General features: G+C 76.4%; 18 protein-coding genes and 1 pseudogene. 11 read left to right on the forward strand and 8 right to left on the reverse strand.

The features are described from left to right. Positions 1–15: 15 nt before the first annotated feature. The gene (locus tag HNR12_RS15785; RefSeq protein WP_179768198.1) at positions 16–216 is read right to left on the reverse strand and encodes a hypothetical protein; all 201 of its coding nucleotides are present in this window, start codon (positions 214–216) and stop codon (positions 16–18) included. Positions 217–329: 113 nt separating this feature from the next. Next, positions 330–1067 carry a CDP-alcohol phosphatidyltransferase family protein gene (locus HNR12_RS15790; RefSeq protein WP_308251248.1) on the reverse strand — a complete coding sequence of 246 codons (738 nt, stop codon included), beginning with the start codon at positions 1065–1067 and terminating at the stop codon, positions 330–332. A gap of 191 nt (positions 1068–1258) precedes the next feature. Here HNR12_RS15790 and HNR12_RS15795 point away from each other — a divergent pair, with 191 nt between their 5' ends. The 5 genes from HNR12_RS15795 to HNR12_RS15815 all read left to right on the forward strand — a co-directional run bounded on the left by HNR12_RS15795 (position 1259) and on the right by HNR12_RS15815 (position 6594). Then, on the forward strand, positions 1259–2236 hold the full coding sequence (locus tag HNR12_RS15795) for a zinc-dependent alcohol dehydrogenase (RefSeq protein WP_179768199.1): 978 nt from the start codon (positions 1259–1261) through the stop codon (positions 2234–2236). Positions 2237–2319: 83 nt separating this feature from the next. Then, the gene (locus HNR12_RS15800; RefSeq protein WP_179768200.1) at positions 2320–2718 is read left to right on the forward strand and encodes a 6-pyruvoyl trahydropterin synthase family protein; all 399 of its coding nucleotides are present in this window, start codon (positions 2320–2322) and stop codon (positions 2716–2718) included. Then, positions 2715–3866, forward strand: coding sequence for a glycosyltransferase family 4 protein (locus HNR12_RS15805; RefSeq protein ID WP_338119769.1), 1152 nt, complete (start codon positions 2715–2717; stop codon positions 3864–3866). The genes HNR12_RS15800 and HNR12_RS15805 overlap by 4 nt, the downstream gene beginning before the upstream one ends. Next, the gene (locus tag HNR12_RS29545) at positions 3863–5536 is read left to right on the forward strand and encodes a class I SAM-dependent methyltransferase (protein WP_338119770.1); all 1674 of its coding nucleotides are present in this window, start codon (positions 3863–3865) and stop codon (positions 5534–5536) included. The genes HNR12_RS15805 and HNR12_RS29545 overlap by 4 nt, the downstream gene beginning before the upstream one ends. Continuing rightward, positions 5533–6594 (forward strand): lysylphosphatidylglycerol synthase transmembrane domain-containing protein, encoded by a 1062-nt coding sequence (locus tag HNR12_RS15815; RefSeq protein ID WP_179768202.1) that lies wholly within the window; start codon positions 5533–5535, stop codon positions 6592–6594. The genes HNR12_RS29545 and HNR12_RS15815 overlap by 4 nt, the downstream gene beginning before the upstream one ends. A gap of 1091 nt (positions 6595–7685) precedes the next feature. Here the strand turns inward: HNR12_RS15815 and HNR12_RS15820 are convergent. After that, on the reverse strand, positions 7686–8414 hold the full coding sequence (locus HNR12_RS15820) for a creatininase family protein (RefSeq protein WP_372451071.1): 729 nt from the start codon (positions 8412–8414) through the stop codon (positions 7686–7688). A gap of 130 nt (positions 8415–8544) precedes the next feature. Between HNR12_RS15820 and HNR12_RS15825 the strand changes: the two genes are divergently transcribed. Beyond that, positions 8545–9288: a GTP cyclohydrolase II gene (locus HNR12_RS15825; protein ID WP_179768203.1), complete on the forward strand. Its 744-nt coding sequence runs from the start codon at positions 8545–8547 to the stop codon at positions 9286–9288. 221 nt (positions 9289–9509) lie between these two features. On the opposite strand, the gene HNR12_RS15830 is transcribed toward HNR12_RS15825, so the two are convergent. The 3 genes from HNR12_RS15830 to HNR12_RS15840 all read right to left on the reverse strand — a co-directional run bounded on the left by HNR12_RS15830 (position 9510) and on the right by HNR12_RS15840 (position 11100). Then, on the reverse strand, positions 9510–10145 hold the full coding sequence (locus HNR12_RS15830; RefSeq protein ID WP_179768204.1) for a class I SAM-dependent methyltransferase: 636 nt from the start codon (positions 10143–10145) through the stop codon (positions 9510–9512). A 188-nt stretch (positions 10146–10333) separates the two neighbouring features. Then, a complete protein-coding gene (locus tag HNR12_RS15835) occupies positions 10334–10675 on the reverse strand; it encodes a winged helix-turn-helix domain-containing protein (protein WP_179768205.1) in 342 nt (113 codons plus the stop codon). Beyond that, the gene (locus HNR12_RS15840; RefSeq protein ID WP_179768206.1) at positions 10672–11100 is read right to left on the reverse strand and encodes a hypothetical protein; all 429 of its coding nucleotides are present in this window, start codon (positions 11098–11100) and stop codon (positions 10672–10674) included. The genes HNR12_RS15835 and HNR12_RS15840 overlap by 4 nt, the downstream gene beginning before the upstream one ends. Positions 11101–11330: 230 nt before the next feature. Between HNR12_RS15840 and HNR12_RS29770 the strand changes: the two are divergent. The 3 genes and pseudogenes from HNR12_RS29770 to HNR12_RS15850 all read left to right on the forward strand — a co-directional run. After that, positions 11331–11720: pseudogene (locus HNR12_RS29770) on the forward strand (SDR family NAD(P)-dependent oxidoreductase); the annotation flags it as partial. A 140-nt stretch (positions 11721–11860) separates the two neighbouring features. Then, complete coding sequence (locus HNR12_RS27875) at positions 11861–12166, forward strand: hypothetical protein (protein ID WP_218901952.1); 306 nt, start codon at positions 11861–11863, stop codon at positions 12164–12166. 137 nt (positions 12167–12303) lie between these two features. Next, positions 12304–13845: a long-chain-fatty-acid--CoA ligase gene (locus HNR12_RS15850; protein WP_179768207.1), complete on the forward strand. Its 1542-nt coding sequence runs from the start codon at positions 12304–12306 to the stop codon at positions 13843–13845. A 30-nt stretch (positions 13846–13875) separates the two neighbouring features. On the opposite strand, the gene HNR12_RS15855 is transcribed toward HNR12_RS15850, so the two are convergent. Continuing rightward, complete coding sequence (locus HNR12_RS15855; protein ID WP_179768208.1) at positions 13876–14520, reverse strand: TetR/AcrR family transcriptional regulator; 645 nt, start codon at positions 14518–14520, stop codon at positions 13876–13878. Positions 14521–14616: 96 nt separating this feature from the next. Here HNR12_RS15855 and HNR12_RS15860 point away from each other — a divergent pair, with 96 nt between their 5' ends. Further along, positions 14617–15135, forward strand: coding sequence for a hemerythrin domain-containing protein (locus HNR12_RS15860; RefSeq protein WP_179768209.1), 519 nt, complete (start codon positions 14617–14619; stop codon positions 15133–15135). 11 nt (positions 15136–15146) lie between these two features. Here HNR12_RS15860 and HNR12_RS15865 read toward each other — a convergent pair whose 3' ends face one another. Then, complete coding sequence (locus tag HNR12_RS15865; protein WP_179768210.1) at positions 15147–15860, reverse strand: hypothetical protein; 714 nt, start codon at positions 15858–15860, stop codon at positions 15147–15149. A 440-nt stretch (positions 15861–16300) separates the two neighbouring features. On the opposite strand from HNR12_RS15865, the gene HNR12_RS15870 reads away from it, so the two are divergent. Next, on the forward strand, positions 16301–17038 hold the full coding sequence (locus tag HNR12_RS15870) for a hypothetical protein (protein ID WP_246425096.1): 738 nt from the start codon (positions 16301–16303) through the stop codon (positions 17036–17038). Positions 17039–17057 lie beyond the last annotated feature (19 nt).

Genomic DNA, 17057 nt, shown 5'->3' on the forward strand with positions numbered 1-17057 from the left:
GGCCAGGCCGCGGTGTCAGCCGTCGTAGTCGCCGTAGCAGCGGGTGAGCACGTTCATGTTCACCCCGACGAGGCCGGAGGACTCCTGGGCGGTGTTGCAGGCGCTGTAGGCGTCGTCGTGGAACGTCCCGGCCGCGGCGGTGCCGCCCGCCGCCCCGGCGAGCGCGAAGGCGAGGGGGAGCAGACCGGCCGCGAGGAACCGGCGGCGAAGACGCATGGGGGTGTCCTTTCAGACGGGAGCCGGGGGTGAGGCACCGGGGAACGGGCGGGAGCCACGCAACCTGACAGTTCGTGGTTGAGCGATTACCCTACGCCATGAACACGGAGGTATCAGCCGGTCGGCCCCTCCGGCCGCACCGTCCGACGGCGCCACAGCCACACCACGTCGCGCCCGAACGACCAGCACAGCAGCGCGAGCGCGGCCCCGGCGGCCGCTGCCCCCGCCGGCGGGGGCAGCACCCCGGCGGCCAGCACCACCAGCACGACCCCCTGCACCGCCGCGACCGCCTTGCGCGCCGTCGAGTGGGGCAGCGGCGCGCGCAGCCACGGCAGCGCCCGGCCCGCCCCGGCGAACACGTAGCGCATCGCGCCGATGGCCAGCACCCAGGGGCCCGTCGGCCCCGCCGCCGCGTCCGCGCTGAGCAGCAGGAGCAGCACGGAGTCGACCTCCATGTCGAACCGCGCCCCCAGCGGCGACTCCGTGCGGGTGCACCGGGCCACCCGGCCGTCGAGCGCGTCCAGCGCCAGGGCCGACGCCGCCAGTGCCACCAGCACCCACCGCGCTCCGCCCGGCTCCGCCGCCAGGCCGCCCGCCAGCGCGTCGGCGACCAGGGCGGCTACCCCGCCCACCAGTACGGCGCGCACCAGGGTGACCACGTCGGCGGGTCCGAACGTGCCGCCCGCGCGCCGCAGCGCCGCGCCGAGGGTCAGCCACAGGACGAGCGCGTAGCCGGCGCCCGCCGCGCCGCCCGCCGGTCCCAGGCCGGGCCACGCCCACAGCGCGGCGGCCGACCCCGCCACCGCCAGGGCCGCCAGCCCCGGCGCGCGGCGCGCCGCGACCCCGCCCACGCCGGTGGCCGGGCCGCCGCGCGCGGCGCCCGTGCGGCCCGCGCGCCGACCTGTGCTCTCGCCGATGGCCCGCCTCCCCGCGTATGACCGGGATCACCTTGCACCAGGTATCGTACCGAGCGGCGCCGGATTCGGCCCGGTCCGCGCCCCGCTGAGCCCCGGCGGACGCCGCACGAGGAAGGGGGCCGCCCGTGCCCGAAGCACGCGCCTACTGGCTGCGCCGGCCCGGCCACGGCGCCGTCGAGCCCGTCGACCTGCCCGATCCCGGCCCCGGCGAGGTGCTGGTGCGCACCCGCTACTCGGCGGTGAGCCGGGGCACCGAGGGCGTGGTGTTCCGCGGCGGCGTGCCCGAGAGCCAGTACGACGCCATGCGCGCGCCGTTCCAGGAAGGCGACTTCCCGGGCCCCGTCAAATACGGCTACCTCAACGTCGGCGTGGTCGAGCGCGGCCCCGACCACCTGCTCGGCCGCACCGTCTTCTGCCTCTACCCCCACCAGACCCGCTACGTGGTGCCGGCCGAGGCGGTGACCCCCGTGCCCGCCGACGTCCCGGCCGGGCGCGCCGTGCTGGCCGGCACGGTCGAGACCGCCGTCAACGCGGTGTGGGACGCCGCGCCGCTGATCGGCGACCGGATCGCGGTGGTGGGCGCCGGCATGGTCGGCGCGAGCGTCGCGGCGGTCCTGGCGGGGCTGCCCGGCGCCCGCGTCCAGCTCGTGGACGTCTCGCCCGACCGCGCCGCCGTGGCCGCCGCGCTGGGGGTGGACTTCGCCGCACCGGAGGACGCCGCCGAGGACTGCGACCTGGTCGTGCACGCCAGCGCCACCGAGGCGGGGCTGCGGCGCTCGCTGGAGCTGCTGGCCGCCGAGGGTACGGTCGTCGAGCTGAGCTGGTACGGCGACCGCACCGTCAGCCTGCCGCTGGGCGCGCACTTCCACCCGCGTCGGCTCACCGTGCGCGGCAGCCAGGTCGGCACCGTCTCGCCCGCGCGCGGCGCGCGGCGCGGGTTCGCCGGACGGATGGAACTCGCCCTGCGGCTGCTCGCCGACGACCGGTACGACGCCCTCATCACCGGGGAGAGCCCGTTCGAGGAGCTGCCCGAGGTGCTGCCGCGCCTGGTCGGCGGCGACCTGCCGGGGCTGGCCCACCGCGTCGCCTACCCGCCGGACTGACCGCCGGCCCCGGCCGCCCCCGCTCGACCGACCACCGCCCGCTTAGACCCGCCGACCCACCACGACCCCACTCGGGAGCAGCCTTGTTCAGCATCACCGTCCGCGACCACGTCATGATCGCCCACAGCTTCCGCGGCGCGGTCTTCGGCCCGGCGCAGCGGCTGCACGGCGCCACCTACGTCGTGGACGCCACGTTCCGCCGGCCCGAACTCGACGCCGACAACCTGGTCGTGGACATCGGCCTGGCGACCCGCGAACTCGCAGCGGTGCTGGGGGAGCTGAACTACCGCAACCTCGACGAGGAGCCCGACTTCGCCGGCGTGAACACCTCCACCGAGTTCTTGGCGCGGGTCGTGGCCGACCGCCTGGCCGACCGGATCGCGGCCGGGGCCCTCGGCGAGGGTGCGCGCGGGCTGACCGCGCTGGAGGTGACGCTGCGGGAGTCCCACGTCGCCTGGGCCACCTACGAGCGCGGCCTGTGAGCCCCCAGCGCGGCCCCGACCCGCACGGGATGCACGGGATGCACCAGGTGCACGCCGTGCTGCCCGGCGGGGTGGACGACCTCGCCTCGCCCAGCGGCGGCAACGCCTACGACCGGCACGTCTGCGCGGGCCTTGCCGCGCGGGGCCGGCCGGTGCGCCGCCTGGTCCTCTCCGGCGCCTGGCCCCAGCCCGCACCCGCCGACCGGGCGCGGCTGGACCGCGAACTGGCCGCGCTGCCCGACGGCGCCCTCGTCCTCGCCGACGGCCTGGTGGTCTGCGGTGTGCCCGAGGCCGTCGTGCCGCACGCGGCCCGCCTGCGGCTGGTGGTCGTGGCGCACATGCGGCTGGCCGACGAGACGGGACTGCCCCCGGACACCGCCGCCCGGCTCGACGCGGCCGAGCGCGCCGTACTGCGGTCGGCCGCCGCGGTGGTGGCCACCAGCGGGTGGGCCGCGCGCCGCCTGGCCGCCCACCACGGCCTCGCGGCCGACCGGGTGCACGTCGTCGCGCCGGGCACCGCGCCCGCGCCGGTCGCCGAGGGCACCGACGGGCGCACGCGGCTGCTGTCCGTCGCGGCCGTGACTCCGCGCAAGGGGCACGACCTGCTGGTCGACGCCCTGGCGCGGGTGGCCGACCGGCCGTGGGAGTGCGACTTCGCCGGTCCGCTGGACCGCGCCCCCGAGCACGTCGCCCGGCTGCGCGCCGCCATCGCCCGGCACGGCCTGGCCGGGCGCGTGCGGCTGCGCGGCCCGCTGGCCGGCGCGGCGCTGGAGGACGCCTACGCCGCCGCCGACCTCGCCGTGCTGGGCTCGCGCGGCGAGACCTTCGGCATGGTGGTCGCCGAGGCGCTGGCCCGCGGCATCCCGGTGCTCGCTCCGGGTCTGGACGCCCTGCCCGACACCCTGGGCCGCGCGCCCGACGGAACGGTCCCCGGAATCCTGGTGCCCGCCGCCGATTCCGCCGCGCTGGCCGAGGGCCTGCGCGCGTGGCTGGACGGCGCCGCGCTGCGGCGGCGGCTGCGGGGTGCGGCCCTGGCCCGGCGGGGAATGCTGGAGTCATGGGAGGAGGCGGTGGCGCGCATGGACCACGTCCTGGACACGGTGGCCGGGCGGCCGCGCCCCGACGCGGCGCGGGAGGCGGCCGGGTGAGCCCCGGGTTCGCCGAGTGGCTGGCGCTGCGCGAGGCCGCCGACGCGGCGGCGCGTTCGGCGGACCTGCTGCCGGCGCTGCGCGCCGCCCTGCCCCCGGCCGGAGGCGGCCCGCTGGTCGTGCACGACCTCGGCTGCGGCACCGGGTCGATGGGCCGCTGGCTGGCGCCCGCGCTGGTCGGCCCGCAGCACTGGGTGCTGCGGGACCGCGATCCCGGCCTGCTCGACCGCGCGCGGGCCGACCTGCCGCGCGCGGGCGGCGGCGGCGCGCCGGTCACGGTGGAGGTGCGCGCCGGCGACCTCACGCACCTGCGCCCGGCCGACCTCGCCTCGGCCGACCTGGTGACGGCCTCGGCCCTGCTGGACCTGCTGACGGCGGCGGAGGTGGCGGCGCTCGCCGAGGTCTGCGTCGCGGCGGGGTGCCCGGTGCTGTGGAGCCTGTCGGTGGTGGGCCGGGTGGAACTGGACCCGTCCGATCCACTGGACGGCGCGATCGCGGCGGCCTTCGACGCCCACCAGCGGCGCGCCGACGGCGGCGGCCGCCGCCTGCTCGGCCCCGACGCGCCCGCCGCTGCGGCGGCGGAGTTCCGCCGGCGGGGCGCTCGGGTGACGACGCGCTCCAGCCCGTGGCGGCTGGGGCCCGGCGACGCGGCGCTGACCGCGGAGTGGCTGCGGGGGTGGGTGGCCGCCGCCGTGGAGCAGCGCCCCGACCTCGCCCCCGCGGCCGGCGCCTACCTGCGCGACCGGTTGGACCTGTGCGCGCGGGGCGGCCTGCGGGTGGTGGTGCACCACAGCGACCTGCTGGTGCTCCCCGCACCCGGCGGAGCTGCCGGCCGCGCCCCCGCCGCGCGGACACGCGCGTCGGCGGTCGCGGCGGTCGAGGGGACCGCGGCGGTCGAGGTCGAGGCGACTGTGAGCGGCGCGCCGGAGCCGGCGGCGGGCGCTCCCGCTTCCGGGTTGGCGGAGGGCGCACCGCGAGCGGTGCTCCCCGAGGCACCTGGGACAGCGGAGACGCGTCTCCAGTGGGCGGCGAGCACGAGCGCTCCCAGCGCGGCGGAGGGCGTGCGGGCGAACGCGGCAGGAGCCGAGTCCCCCGGAACGGCAGGCGCACGAGTCCAGACGGCGGCGGGCACGGTCACCCCCCGGTTGCCGGAAAACGGGTCGAGGACGGCGGGCACGGCCGCCCGCAGCACGACGGGGCACGCGCGGAAGGCGGCGACCGCCGGGGCCGCCCGAGCGGCGGGCGCCGCGAACACCTCGCACCCAGACGGCCGGGAGGCACCGGACGCAGGACCTCCCACGGCAGCGGGCACGGCCACCCCCGGCACGGCGGAGGGCGCGTGGCGGGCCGCGAGGGCTGAGGCCCCGAGGGCTGTTGGCTCGGCGGGAGCCCTGGAGACGACGACGCCGCACTCGGCAGGTCCGGCCGACACCCCGGGACCGGCAGACGGCGAGGTCCCGTGCGCGGTCGGCGCGCGGACGCCCGGGGCGGCAGAAACCGTGCCGCGAACGGTCCGTGCGGGCGTTTCCGGGATGCCGGAAGGGGACCCGGAGGCCGCGAAGGCCGGGACCCTGGGGGCGGCGGGCTCGGCGGTATCGGCGGACGCAGACGTTCGGGAGACACCGGGCGCGGGCGGCTCCGGCACGGCGGAGGGCGTGCCGGGGCCGTGAGCGCGCGGGTGCGGGCCTGGAGCCGGCTGGTCATCAGCGCGGGGATTGTGGCGCTGCTGGCATGGCGGCTGGGTGACGACGCGCTGCGGGCGGGCCTCGCGGCGCTCGGCCCGGGGCCGGTGCTGGCCGCGCTGGCGATCGGCGCGGCGACCACGGTGTGCAGCGCGGGGCGCTGGACGGTGGTGGCGCGCGGACTGGGCCTGCGGCTGCCGTTCCCGGCGGCTGTGGCCGACTACTACCGGGCGCTGCTGCTCAACTCGGTCCTGCCCACGGGCGTCCTGGGCGATGTGCACCGGGCGTTCCGCCACGGCCGCCGAGTGGGGGCCACGGGACGGGCGGCGCGGGCGGTGCTGCTGGAGCGCCTGGCCGGGCAGGCGGTGCTGATCGGCGCCGCCCCGCTGGTGCTGCCGACAGCCGCACCGGCGGTGGCGGCCGTCCTGGGCCGGGCGGAGCCGCCCGGCCCCGCGGGAACGGCGGTGCTCACCGGTGCGGCGGTGGTCGCGGGCGGCGCGCTGGTCTGGGCCGTGTCCGGCGGGCACGGGCGGCGGCTCGCCCGGACGGGGGCGGCGGTCGTCCGGGAGGCCCGCGCGGTCGCGTGCGCGCCCAGGATCTGGCTCGGTGTCCTCGGCCTGTCGGCGGTGGCGCTGGCGGGGTATCTCGCGCTGTTCGTGGTCGCCGCCCGGGCGGTGGGCGCGCAGGCACCGGTTCCCGTGCTGCTGCCCGTCCTGGTAGCGGCCCTCATGGCGATGAGCGTCCCGGTGGGCTTCGGCGGCTGGGGTCCGCGCGAGTCGGCGGCGGCCGTGGGGTTCGCGGCGGTGGGCCTCGACGCCGCCCAGGGGTTCGGCGCCGCCGTGGCCTACGGACTGCTGGCCCTGGTGAGCACCCTGCCCGGCGCGGGCGTCCTGCTGGCGGACCGCCTCCGAGACCGGCACCCACACGGCCATGGCGATCGCCACTCGAACCCGTACCGGCACCGGCGGCGGTCGGAGGACTCCGCGCGGGAGGGCACACGCGAGACGGCCGGAGAACAGCCGTCCGCCCCGACGCGCCGGTCCTGACGGCGTTACGGCTGGGTGACGTGGGGACGGCGGCGCGACGCGACGCCAGGGCGTTGCAGCCGACAGGTCGGCAAGGGGAGCCGCCGGTTCTGTAGGCGGTGCTTGGGCCGCGACGGGGCGCCAAAGGCAGCGGGTGCCGGGCCCGGCGGGCAGCGGTGCCGTCGGCGGCGGCTGGTGTTTGCGACGAGGCGGCAACGGAAGCGAGCGGCCAGGCTCGGCGATCACCGCTGATCACGGCGGACGGCGGGGGTCGCGACGGAAGGGCGCCGAAGCCGGGTGGGTGGTTGAGCCCGGCGGTGCTCGAAGCCCGTGGCGGGTGGTTGAGGCGCGGACGGCGCTGAGCGCCACCACGCGCGGCTCGGCGGGCAGCGGCTCCCGGCTCCAAACGAACCGGGTGACGAGAATCGCAATATCGTTGGCACACCAGGACGCCATTTGAGGTGTTTGTCTGTTTTAAGACGCGCACAGCGGCCGAGATGGTGGACCCCTGACCCTATCCGGCCTGATTGTCCACACCGTGAGACGCCTTGGAGCCTTCGGGCACCCTTTTTTCCCATATGTCCTTTTCTTTCGGCGACGATCTCGCGTTTTCAACGGGCGGGACGACCGTGGATGCTAGATCGTCGCAGCGGGCGCCCTTATGTCTCACATGGTGAGACAAACAGGGGTACGCAAGCGCTTTCCCATGCCCTGGGCCGGGCGGGCCGATGCGGAGGGCGGAATCGTCGCCGGATCGCGGCCCCGACCACCGGCCAGGGGGCGCGACCGCCCTGCCAACCACCAACGGATCGAGGACCGGCGCGCCCGGCCACCCACTGCCGTTGCCGCCGCGTCTCGACCCGGCGCCCGCCAACGGAACCGCCGACCGCCGAGCCCCGCCACCCGCCGCCGTCGACACAGGCCAACGCCGAGGGGCATCACCGTCAACACCAAGCTCGCCCCCCGCCGCCGTCGGCGCCACCGTCGCGGCCGACGCACCCCATCTCCGGAGCCGATGACCGCGACGCCCGGCCGCCCGCCGCCCTCGCCGCCCCCGCCCCCGTCCCAGGCCCGGTACGCCGCGCACACCCGTATCCGCACCCGTCCGCGAGCTAGGAGTCCTCCAGGGCTCGGCGGTAGGTCTCGAACGCCCGGACCAGGGCGGACAGCGCCGCCTCGCCCTTCTCGGCCGTGGCCAGGGACGGGCGGCCGACCACGCCCGACGGCGTGTACGCCTCCAGTCCGAGGGTGAGCATGTGGCGGCGGTCGCCGGTGAGGTGGTCGGCTGACGTGTAGTCCTCCCCCACCAGGTGGGGGTGGGCGTGGAGGAGGATCGAGGTCTCCAGCTCCCCGGCGTGCATGTCGGCGTCGTTGGTGGTCAGCACGCCGGCGGACGTACGGGCGTCCGCCCAGTCCTCGAACGCCGGGAACAGCGCCATGCGGTGGCCCAGCCGGTTCACCTCCTGGACCAGGTTGCCCAGCACGTAGTTGCCGCCGTGGCCGTTGACCAGGACCAGCCCGGTGGCGCCGGACGCCCGCACCGACTCGGCGATGTCGCGTACCAGCGCGTACAGGGTCGCCGCCGACACGCTGACCGTTCCCGGCCACGCCGCGTGCTCCTGGGAGCAGGAGAACGCCACCGGCGGCAGCACGCGCAGGCCGTGGGCCTCGGCGATCTCGGCGGCCAGGGTGGCGGCGATGACGGTGTCGGTGGCCAGCGGCAGGTGCGGGCCATGCTGCTCATGGCTGCCGATGGGTAGCAGGGTGAGTCCGGCACCGCGTGCCCGCACGTCCGACGTCGTCTCCGTCGGCAGCGCGAAGGCGGTGGGGGCGTACCGCACCGGTGGTCACCCCCTCCGCTCGAACGCCGCCGCCCGGCTCACGGCGTGATCGCCAGGGGGCATCCCCTGGCCGCGCGGCGGCCGGGCGAACGTGGAAATCCATGGGCAAGCCTACCGTGAGGACGTTCACATGGCGCAGGACAGCAAGACGCCGCGCGGCGGTCACCGCGGCATCGATCCCTCCGACATCGCGGAATCCGACCTGGTGACGACGCGCGGGACCTTCCGCATGGTCGCGTTCCGGGCCGACGGCGAGGAGCATCTGGCCCTCGTGTACGGCCGGGCGCGCGGGCGCGACGGCGTGCTGGTCCGGATGCACTCCGAGTGCCTGTCCGGTGACGTGTTCGGCGCACTGCGCTGCGAGTGCGGCAGCCAGCTCGACCTGGCGCTGAACGCGATCGTGCGCGAGGGCAGCGGTGTCCTGGTCTACCTGCGCGGCCACGAGGGGCGGGGCATCGGACTCGTGGACAAGGTGCGGACCAACCTGCTGCAGGACGAGCGCGGCCTGGACACGGTCGACTCCGCCACCGCGCTCGGCCTGCCGGTCGACGTGCGCGACTACGGCCCGGCGGCGCGGGTCCTGGCCTACCTGGGCATCGGATCGGTGCGGCTGCTGTCCAACAACCCCCACAAGATCCGCTCCCTGGAGTCGCACGGGATCCGGGTGGCGGCGCGCGTGCCGCTGCTGGCGGCGCCCAACGACGAGAACCTCGCCTACCTGACCGCCAAGCGCGACCGGCTGGGCCACGACCTGCCGCAGGTGCCCATGGTGCCCGCCCCGCGCGAGCGCGCGGAGCCGGAGGGCGCGGCGGTGCTGGACGACGCCGCGGCGACGGCCCCGAGCCCGCTGTCGGGCACCCCGCTCACCCCCTGACGCGCATCGGATCCCACCCCGGGGCCCGGCGCGGCGCGCACGGGTCCCGGGCGGCGGGCCGCCGGAGCCGGCGGCCGGGCGGGCCCATCCGGTGGGACACACCGCTCGCGCGCCCCACCGGGGCCGGCGCTGGTGTTCCGGCTAGTGCGCCGGCGAAAGGCCGCCCCGGCTCACGTCCACCCGGGCCGCCTCCCCACCCCGGCCACCGGGACGCGGCGGTGTCACACTCGGCGCACGCGGGCCAGCCACGCCGCCTGGTCGACGGGTTCGCCCGGGGTGAGGCCCAGGGAGTCGGCGACCCCCTCGATGGCGATGCACCGGTAGCGGGCCGGGCGCAGCTCCTCCAGTTCCCAGCCCTCGCCGAAGGCGTCGCGGATGACGGAGTCGCTGATGCGCGGGCCGAACCCGGGTTCGGCGTCGGACAGGGCGAGCACGTGCACCACCCCGCCGGGGCGGCACACCGCGTGCAGGTTGCGGACGTATTCGGCGCGGTCGTCGGGGTCGCTGAACACGTGGAACAGGGCGCTGTCGACGACGGTGTCGACCCGGCGCCCGGATTCGGCGAGCGCGAAGGCGTCGGCCACCTCGAACCGGGCCTCGACGCCCTTCTCGGCGGCGTTGGCGCGGGCGAGTTCGACGGCGCGCGGCGCGAAGTCGAATCCGACGACGTCGTAGCCGAGCCGCGCCAGGTGGATGGTGTGCTCACCGGTGCCGCACCCGGGGTCGAGCACGGTGCCGGTGATCGCTCCGGCGCGCTCCAGGGCGACGACCTCGGGCTGGGGTTCGCCGATCACCCACGGCGCGGACCGGTGCTGGTAGGCGGAGTCGAACAGGTCGGCGGGCAGGGCGCCGGACATGGGCTGCTCCTCGCGGCTAGATGGTGGGGCCGGGTCCCGGGCCGGGGTTCCGGTGCCCGCCATTGTGCGACCTGAAGCGCACTGGAGGTCAACGGGTTTCCGGCCCGGCACGGCGCCCGGGTGCGGCCAGGTGCCACGCCCGGGGGCTCGGCCGGGCACGCCGCCTGAAGAGCGCCCGGGTGCGGCGGCTATGCGGGGCCATGCCCGCTGCTCGACGGCTCCGGAAGCTCCACACCCGCCCCCGCCGCGATGTCGCGCAGCGCCTGGACGTGGCGTTCGAACGCCTCGCGCCCCTGCGGGGTGAGGGCGAGGAACGTGCGCGGCCGGCGGCCGACGAACGTCTTGCGGACCCGCACATAGCCGGCTCCCTCCAGCGTGGAGAGCTGCTTGGACAGCGCGGAGTCGGAGACCTCGACGGTGTCGCGGAGGAACCGGAAGTCGGCCTCGTCGGCGGCGGCCAGCGCCGCCATGATCGAGAAGCGCACCGGCGCGTGGATGGTGTCGTCGAGGCGCGCGCGGGGATGGGTCATGCCCGCGGCTCCGCCGTGCGCGCCAGGGTGTACAGCGCCGCCGCGAACGGCGGGAGGGCGCAGACCAGGGCCCCGGGAACCCACCACGCCGCCGATCCGGGGAACGCCGTGGCGCCCACCACCAGGACGGCGACGTAGGCGGCCGACCAGAACCCCATGGAGGTCAGGTGGACGGCGGCGTGCCGCCGCGGGCTCATGGGCCGGCGCAGGCAGTAGACCGTGAGCGCGGCGAAGCCCGCGACCGCCAGGGGCGTGGCCACGACGGCGCCCATCGGAGAGGGCCACAGGCCCACGGCGAGTACGAGCGCCACGGTGATCACCCCGAACCCGGCCGAGTAGCCGGCGTACCAGCGCCCGCGGCGCCGCACGCGCTCGGTGATGTCCTGCGCCGCCACCAGGGCTTCGAGTGCTTCTTCGCGCCGCATGCGACCTCCCTGCCGGTGGAGTGGGCGGAGCGGCGGCCCGGCCGACCGGTCGCTCCACAGGACAGCATGGCAACTACTTTCCACTCTGGCAAGTGGCTTCTCCACCCGCAAGGGTTCCACCTTTTAATTCGAACCGTATCGTCTCGAATTCGGCTAGCATGGGCCGCGCGGGTCCGGCCCGCCTCCGCGGCGGCCGGCGCCCCCTCCTTCCCCGACCCAAGGGACCACGCATGGCCAACGCACCCACCGTGCTCATCACCGGGGCCACCGACGGCCTCGGCCGGGCCCTCGCCCACCGCCTGGCGCGCGACGGCGCCGCCCTGCTCCTGCACGGCCGCGACCCCGACCGCCTCGCCCGCACCGCCGCCGAGGTCGGCGCCTCCCACCCCGCGGGCGCGGCACCCGCCACCTTCCGCGCCGACCTCGCCGACCTTGCGCAGGCCCGCCGGCTCGCGGCCGAGGTGCGCGAGCACACCGACCGCCTCGACGTCCTGGTCAGCAACGCGGGGATCGGCGCGGGCGAACCCGACGGCCGCGACCGCCGCACCAGCGCCGACGGCCACGAACTCCGCTTCGCCGTGAACTATTTGGCGGGGTTCGCGCTCACCCTCGACCTGCTGCCCCTGCTGCGCGCCTCGGCGCCCGCCCGCGTCGTCAACGTCACCTCGCTGGGCCAGCACGCCCTGGACTTCGACGACCTCATGCTGGAGCGCGGCTACCACGGCATCCGGCCTACGGCCAGAGCAAGCTGGCCCAGATCATGTCGGGCATCGAGTTCGCGCGCCGCGTCCCGGCCGAGGAGGTCACCTTCAACAGCCTCCACCCCTCCACCTACATGCCGACCAAGATGGTCCTCACCGAACTCGGCCACCACGTCGACACCCTGGAGGCGGGCGTCGAGGCCACGTACCGGCTGGTCACCGACCCGGACCTGGCGAACACGACCGGCGCGTTCTTCGACCGCACCCGCCCGGCCCGTCCCGACCCCCAGGCCCAGGACCCCGCGGCCCGCGCCCAACTGTGGCGGCGCAGCCTCGACCTGGTCGGCCACCCGGGCATCGACTGACCCGAGCGGCGGCCCGCCGGCGAGCCGCCGCGGGCGGGCCGCCCGCCACCCCCTCCCGCGCGTACCTACCAGTCGGTATCCTTCTCTGCCACTATGGCACTCGACACACCCCGTGCCGTACGGAGGAGGGACCCCCCATGCTCAACCTCGCCGTCCTGCTGGAGGACAGCGCCCGCAACAACCCCGACCGCGTCGCCCTCGTCCAGGGCGACCTGCGCGTCCCCTACGCCATGCTCGACGCGCTGGCCAACCAGGTGGCCAACCTGCTGGTGGCGCGCGGCGTCGGCCCCGGCGACAAGGTCGCGCTGGCGTGTCCGAACCTGCCCTACTTCCCGGCCGTCTACTTCGGCGCGCTCAAGGCGGGCGCGGTGGTGGTCCCGCTCAACGTGCTGTCGCAGGCCCGCGAGATCGCCTACTTCCTGGAGGACTCCGACGCCAAGGCGCTGTTCTGCTTCGAGGGCACGCCCGAACTGCCCCTGGGCCGGCGCGGCAAAGAGGCGTTCGACGCCGCGCCCAAGACCGAGCACTTCCTCGTGCTCCCGGCCGCGCCGCTGGCCACCGAGTCCTCCATCGAGGGCGCGGAGACCCTGTGGGCCGCCCTCGACGGCGTCTCCGACCGGTTCGAGTCCGTGCAGACCCGCGCCGACGACACCGCCGTCATCCTCTACACCAGCGGCACCACCGGCCGCCCCAAGGGCGCCGAGCTGACGCACCAGAACATGCTGATGAACGCGATCGTCTCCGACGAGATGACCGAGCGCTCCCCCGAGGGCGACGTCACCCTCTCGGTGCTGCCGATGTTCCACTCCTTCGGGCAGAGCTCGGTGATGAACGTCGCCGTGCGCCGCGCCGGGACGCTGGTGCTGATGCCGCGCTTCGAGCCGGCCGAGGCGGTGGAGCTGATGCGCCGGGAGAAGGTCACGATCTTCGCCGGGGTGCCCACCATGTACTGGGCGATGCTGTCGGCGGTGCGCGCCGGCGGCCTGGAGGTGCCCACCACCCTGCGCACGGCGGTATCGGGCGGCTCGGCCATGCCGCTGGAGGTGCTCAAGGACTTCGAGGCGACGTTCGGCGTGCGGATCCTGGAGGGCTACGGCCTGTCCGAGACCGCGCCCACGGCCAGCTTCAACCAGCCGCACCGGCCCACCAAGCCGGGCTCGATCGGGTTCCCCATCTGGGGCGTGCAGATGAAGCTGATCGACCACGACTGGAACACGGTCGAGGGCGAGGGCCCCGGCGAGATCGCCGTGCGCGGCCACAACGTGATGAAGGGCTACTACAACCGGCCCGAGGCCACGGCCGAGGTGATACGCGACGGCTGGTTCCGCACCGGCGACATCGCCCGGCGCGACTCCGACGGCTACTACTACATCATCGACCGCGCCAAGGACCTCATCATCCGGGGCGGGTTCAACGTCTACCCGCGCGAGGTCGAGGAGGTCCTGATGACCCACGAGGCGGTCTCGCTCGCGGCGGTCGTGGGGGTGCCGCACGAGACCCACGGCGAGGAGGTCAAGGCGTTCGTGGTGCGCGAGCCCGGCGCCGCCATCACCGAGGAGGAGCTGGTGGCGTGGTGCCGGGAGGCCATGGCCGCCTTCAAGTACCCGCGGATCGTGGAGTTCCGCGACGAGTTGCCGATGAACGCCACCGGCAAGATCCTCAAGCGGGAACTGCGCTAGCGGCGGCACGCGCGGCGGCGCCGGCCGGCCTCACGCCGACGGCGCCGCGTCCAGCCCCGCGATGACGACGTCCAGCCCGGCCTCGAACTCCGCGCCGGGGTCGCTGCCCGACGCCGCGGCCGCGGCGTCGATCAGCCGCGGGAACCGCTCGGGGGGCAGCGCGCGCACCCGGTCGGTGATCTCCGCGACGCTCTCGCCGCGGCCGGCCGACAGCGGACCGGCCAGCTCCGCCTGGGCGAACCCCATGACGTAGCCGGTGACCACGCGCAGGCCCACGAGCAGATCCCGCCCCGTCCGCCCGCCGCGCGCCAGCGCGTCCAGCAGCGCCTCGCCCTGGAGCAGGGTGGGCTCGTCGAAGGTGCGGCGGGTGAGGATCAGCGGGATCACGTCGGGGTGCGCCCGCACCGACCGCCACGTCGCCCGCGCCAGGGCCCGCACGTCGGCGCGCCAGTCGTCGCTGGGCACGCCCTCGCAGACCGCCTCGGCCATGACCGCCTCGACGAGCAGGGCCTCCAGCCCCTCGCGCCCCTCGACGTAGTTGTAGAGGGTCATCGCCCCGGTCCCCAGCGCCGCCGCCAGGGAGCGCATGCTCAGGGCGTCCAGACCCTCGGCGTCGACCAGCGCCAGGGCCGCCTCCTGGAGCCGGGCCCGGCTGAACCTGCGCGGTGCGGGCATGGCCACCCCCTTGACTACGTACGTCGTACGTGTTGAACTACGAACTCTTCACGTACACCGTACCGAAAAGGCCGCGGCCTTGGACAGGGAGCACCCATGGCAGACCGACCCGCCGACGGCACCGCACAGCGCCTCGTGGCGTGGGGCGACGAACTGGTCCGACTGCACGACGGCTTCCGACGGGACCTCGCGGCCCTGCGCGAGGACGCCGACCGGCTCCGCCGCGGCCTGGCACCGCGCGGACGCGGCGCGCCGCCGCTCGCCGAGCAGCTGCGCGGCCACTGCCTCGCCTTCTGCGACCGGCTGCACGAGCACCACGGCGAGGAGGACACCGCGCTGTTCCCCGCCCTGGGCGCCGACTTCCCCGAGCTGACCGCCGCCCTGGAGCGGCTGCGCCGCGAGCACGCCGTGGTGGCGCGGCTGCTCGCCCGAATCCGCGCCGCGGTCGCCGAACTGGAGGACGGCCCCGACCATGACGGCCCCGACGGCGGGCGCACCGCCCGCCTCGCCGACGACCTCGACCGCCTCTCGGCCGAACTGACCGCCCACCTGGACTACGAGGAGGCCCAACTCGTCCCGGTGCTCAACCGGCTCACCACCCTGCCGGGGCACTGACCCCCGGCGCCTCAGCCCTGGGGGAACCGGGGGAAGAGGTCGGGGCGGTGGTGGCGCGCCGCGCGCAGCAGCGGGTTGTCGGGACCGGCGGCGCCCGCCGCGCCGAACCCCACGGCCACCAGGAAGCGGCCGGTGGCGAGGTCGCGCGGCTGGGCGGCCAGGCGGCGGCGCACGAAGCGCGGGGCGCGGGCCGGGACCACCCGCTCGCCCCAGCCGATCAGGCCGCGGGAGCGGAACTCCGGCGCCCGCACCACCGGGGCGCCCGGATCGGCGCGGTCGCCCAGGCGCACACCCCGGGCCGGGCTGAAGCGGTCCACCACGGTGTCGACCGCGACCACGTCGGTCCAGGCCAGCCGCACCTCGAACCCCAGGCTGTCGCGCAGCTCCACGCCCCGGGGCGACACCACCACGGCGGTACCGGTGAACATGCGCCGCAGCTTCCACACCAGGTGGGCCGCCATCGGCACCACCACCAGCAGGCCCACCGCGATCCCGCCGGCCGTGCCGGTGCCCTCGGCGGCGGTCTCGAAGAACACGGCGCCCAGCAGCAGCACGACCACGAACAGCGCGGCCAGCAGCGGCAGGTAGCCCAGCAGGAACCGCAGGTAGTCGGCAGCCCCGGCGCTCGGCCGCAGGACCTGGGCGCCGGCCTGGCCGGGCACCGGCCAGCCGCCCGGCGCGGGCCGCCAGATAGGGCCGGGTGCGCCGTGGGAGAACGGAGGCATGGGGGGCAGCCTACCCCGCGCCGCCCCGGCCGCCCGGGAGCGGGAACGCCGCGGGGACCGGTCCCAGACCGCCTGGGCCCGGGACCGGTTCGCGACCGGCGCGGGCGCGCCCTCCCCTCACCGGCGGCCCCACCGGTCCGTCCTCGCGCCCGGCTCCCGAGGGCGCCGTTCGAAAGTGTCGGCGCCCGGGGTGGAGCAAGTTGATATCGGCGGCCGCGCGCGTGTCAAGGCCCCCAACGCCGGTGACCGGGGGTAACAGGGCCGCGGGCCGCCGCGCGGAGGCCCTCCGGCGCCGCGGCCGGTGCGGCGCGGCGGCCGCGCGCCGCACCGCCCCGCGCACCGGCGCGCTTGACAATCCGCCCGTACTTCGCGAATGCTCGCGGCTCAACCGATGCCGCGCGGGACGGCACGCACCCCCCGCACTCCGTTCGGAGGTCCCCGTGCAAGACCTGCTGCTCGTCCTGACGGGCGCCGCGGTCAGCCTCGTCACCAGCGTCGTGGTGACCTGGCTGCAGGCGCGGCACGTCCGCCGGGGCGAGGTCCGGATCGCCACCCGCGACTCCACGCGCCGGCTCACCAGCCTGTTCATCGCCGAACGCGAGGCCGCCGACGCCGACGGCGCCGAGCCCACCGACGCCCTCGCCGAGGCCGAGGTGATGTGCGTGGCCATCGCCGACCGCCGCACGCGCGAGCGGATGCGCGCCCTGGTCCGGCTGATGCGCGAGATCCGGCTGCCCGAACTGCAGCGGCTCAGCGGCGTGACGCCGGCCCTGGGCCGGCGGGCGCTGTGCGACCACGCGCTGGAGGTGCTGGGCGCGCACTTCCGCGGCGAGCGGCTGCCCGCCGTGCCCGCCTCGGTGCAGCGGATGCTCGACGTGGAGGACGAGGCGCTGAACATCCACGCCGGAGGCGGCCGGGCGGCCGCCGCCGACGACACCGGCGCCGCACCGGCCATCGCCGCCAAGACCGGCCCGATCGCCGTCCCCGAGAGCGGGCCCGCCGCCGAGGAGCCCGCCGCCCCCGCACCGCGCGGACGCATCCGGCGCAAGCCGCGCGCCGAGGACGGCAAGGGCGAGACCGCGGCCGAGCCCGCCAAGCCCGCCCGGCGGTCCAAGGCCAAGGCGGCCGCCGAGCCGGACACCGAGGACGACGCCCACAGCGCGTTCTGGAACGACTAGCCGCGCGCGAGGGCGGCCC

The organism is Streptomonospora nanhaiensis (genome assembly GCF_013410565.1).
Lineage (GTDB): Bacteria > Actinomycetota > Actinomycetes > Streptosporangiales > Streptosporangiaceae > Streptomonospora > Streptomonospora nanhaiensis.

Coding starts and splice junctions, on each gene's coding strand:
- HNR12_RS15785 (WP_179768198.1), bottom strand. CDS start 216: ATGCGTCTTCGCCGCCGGTTCCTCGCGGCCGGTCTGCTCCCCCTCGCC.
- HNR12_RS15825 (WP_179768203.1), top strand. CDS start 8,545: ATGGCGCAGGACAGCAAGACGCCGCGCGGCGGTCACCGCGGCATCGAT.
- HNR12_RS15830 (WP_179768204.1), bottom strand. CDS start 10,145: ATGTCCGGCGCCCTGCCCGCCGACCTGTTCGACTCCGCCTACCAGCAC.
- HNR12_RS15835 (WP_179768205.1), bottom strand. CDS start 10,675: ATGACCCATCCCCGCGCGCGCCTCGACGACACCATCCACGCGCCGGTG.
- HNR12_RS15840 (WP_179768206.1), bottom strand. CDS start 11,100: ATGCGGCGCGAAGAAGCACTCGAAGCCCTGGTGGCGGCGCAGGACATC.
- HNR12_RS27875 (WP_218901952.1), top strand. CDS start 11,861: ATGTCGGGCATCGAGTTCGCGCGCCGCGTCCCGGCCGAGGAGGTCACC.
- HNR12_RS15850 (WP_179768207.1), top strand. CDS start 12,304: ATGCTCAACCTCGCCGTCCTGCTGGAGGACAGCGCCCGCAACAACCCC.
- HNR12_RS15855 (WP_179768208.1), bottom strand. CDS start 14,520: ATGCCCGCACCGCGCAGGTTCAGCCGGGCCCGGCTCCAGGAGGCGGCC.
- HNR12_RS15860 (WP_179768209.1), top strand. CDS start 14,617: ATGGCAGACCGACCCGCCGACGGCACCGCACAGCGCCTCGTGGCGTGG.
- HNR12_RS15865 (WP_179768210.1), bottom strand. CDS start 15,860: ATGCCTCCGTTCTCCCACGGCGCACCCGGCCCTATCTGGCGGCCCGCG.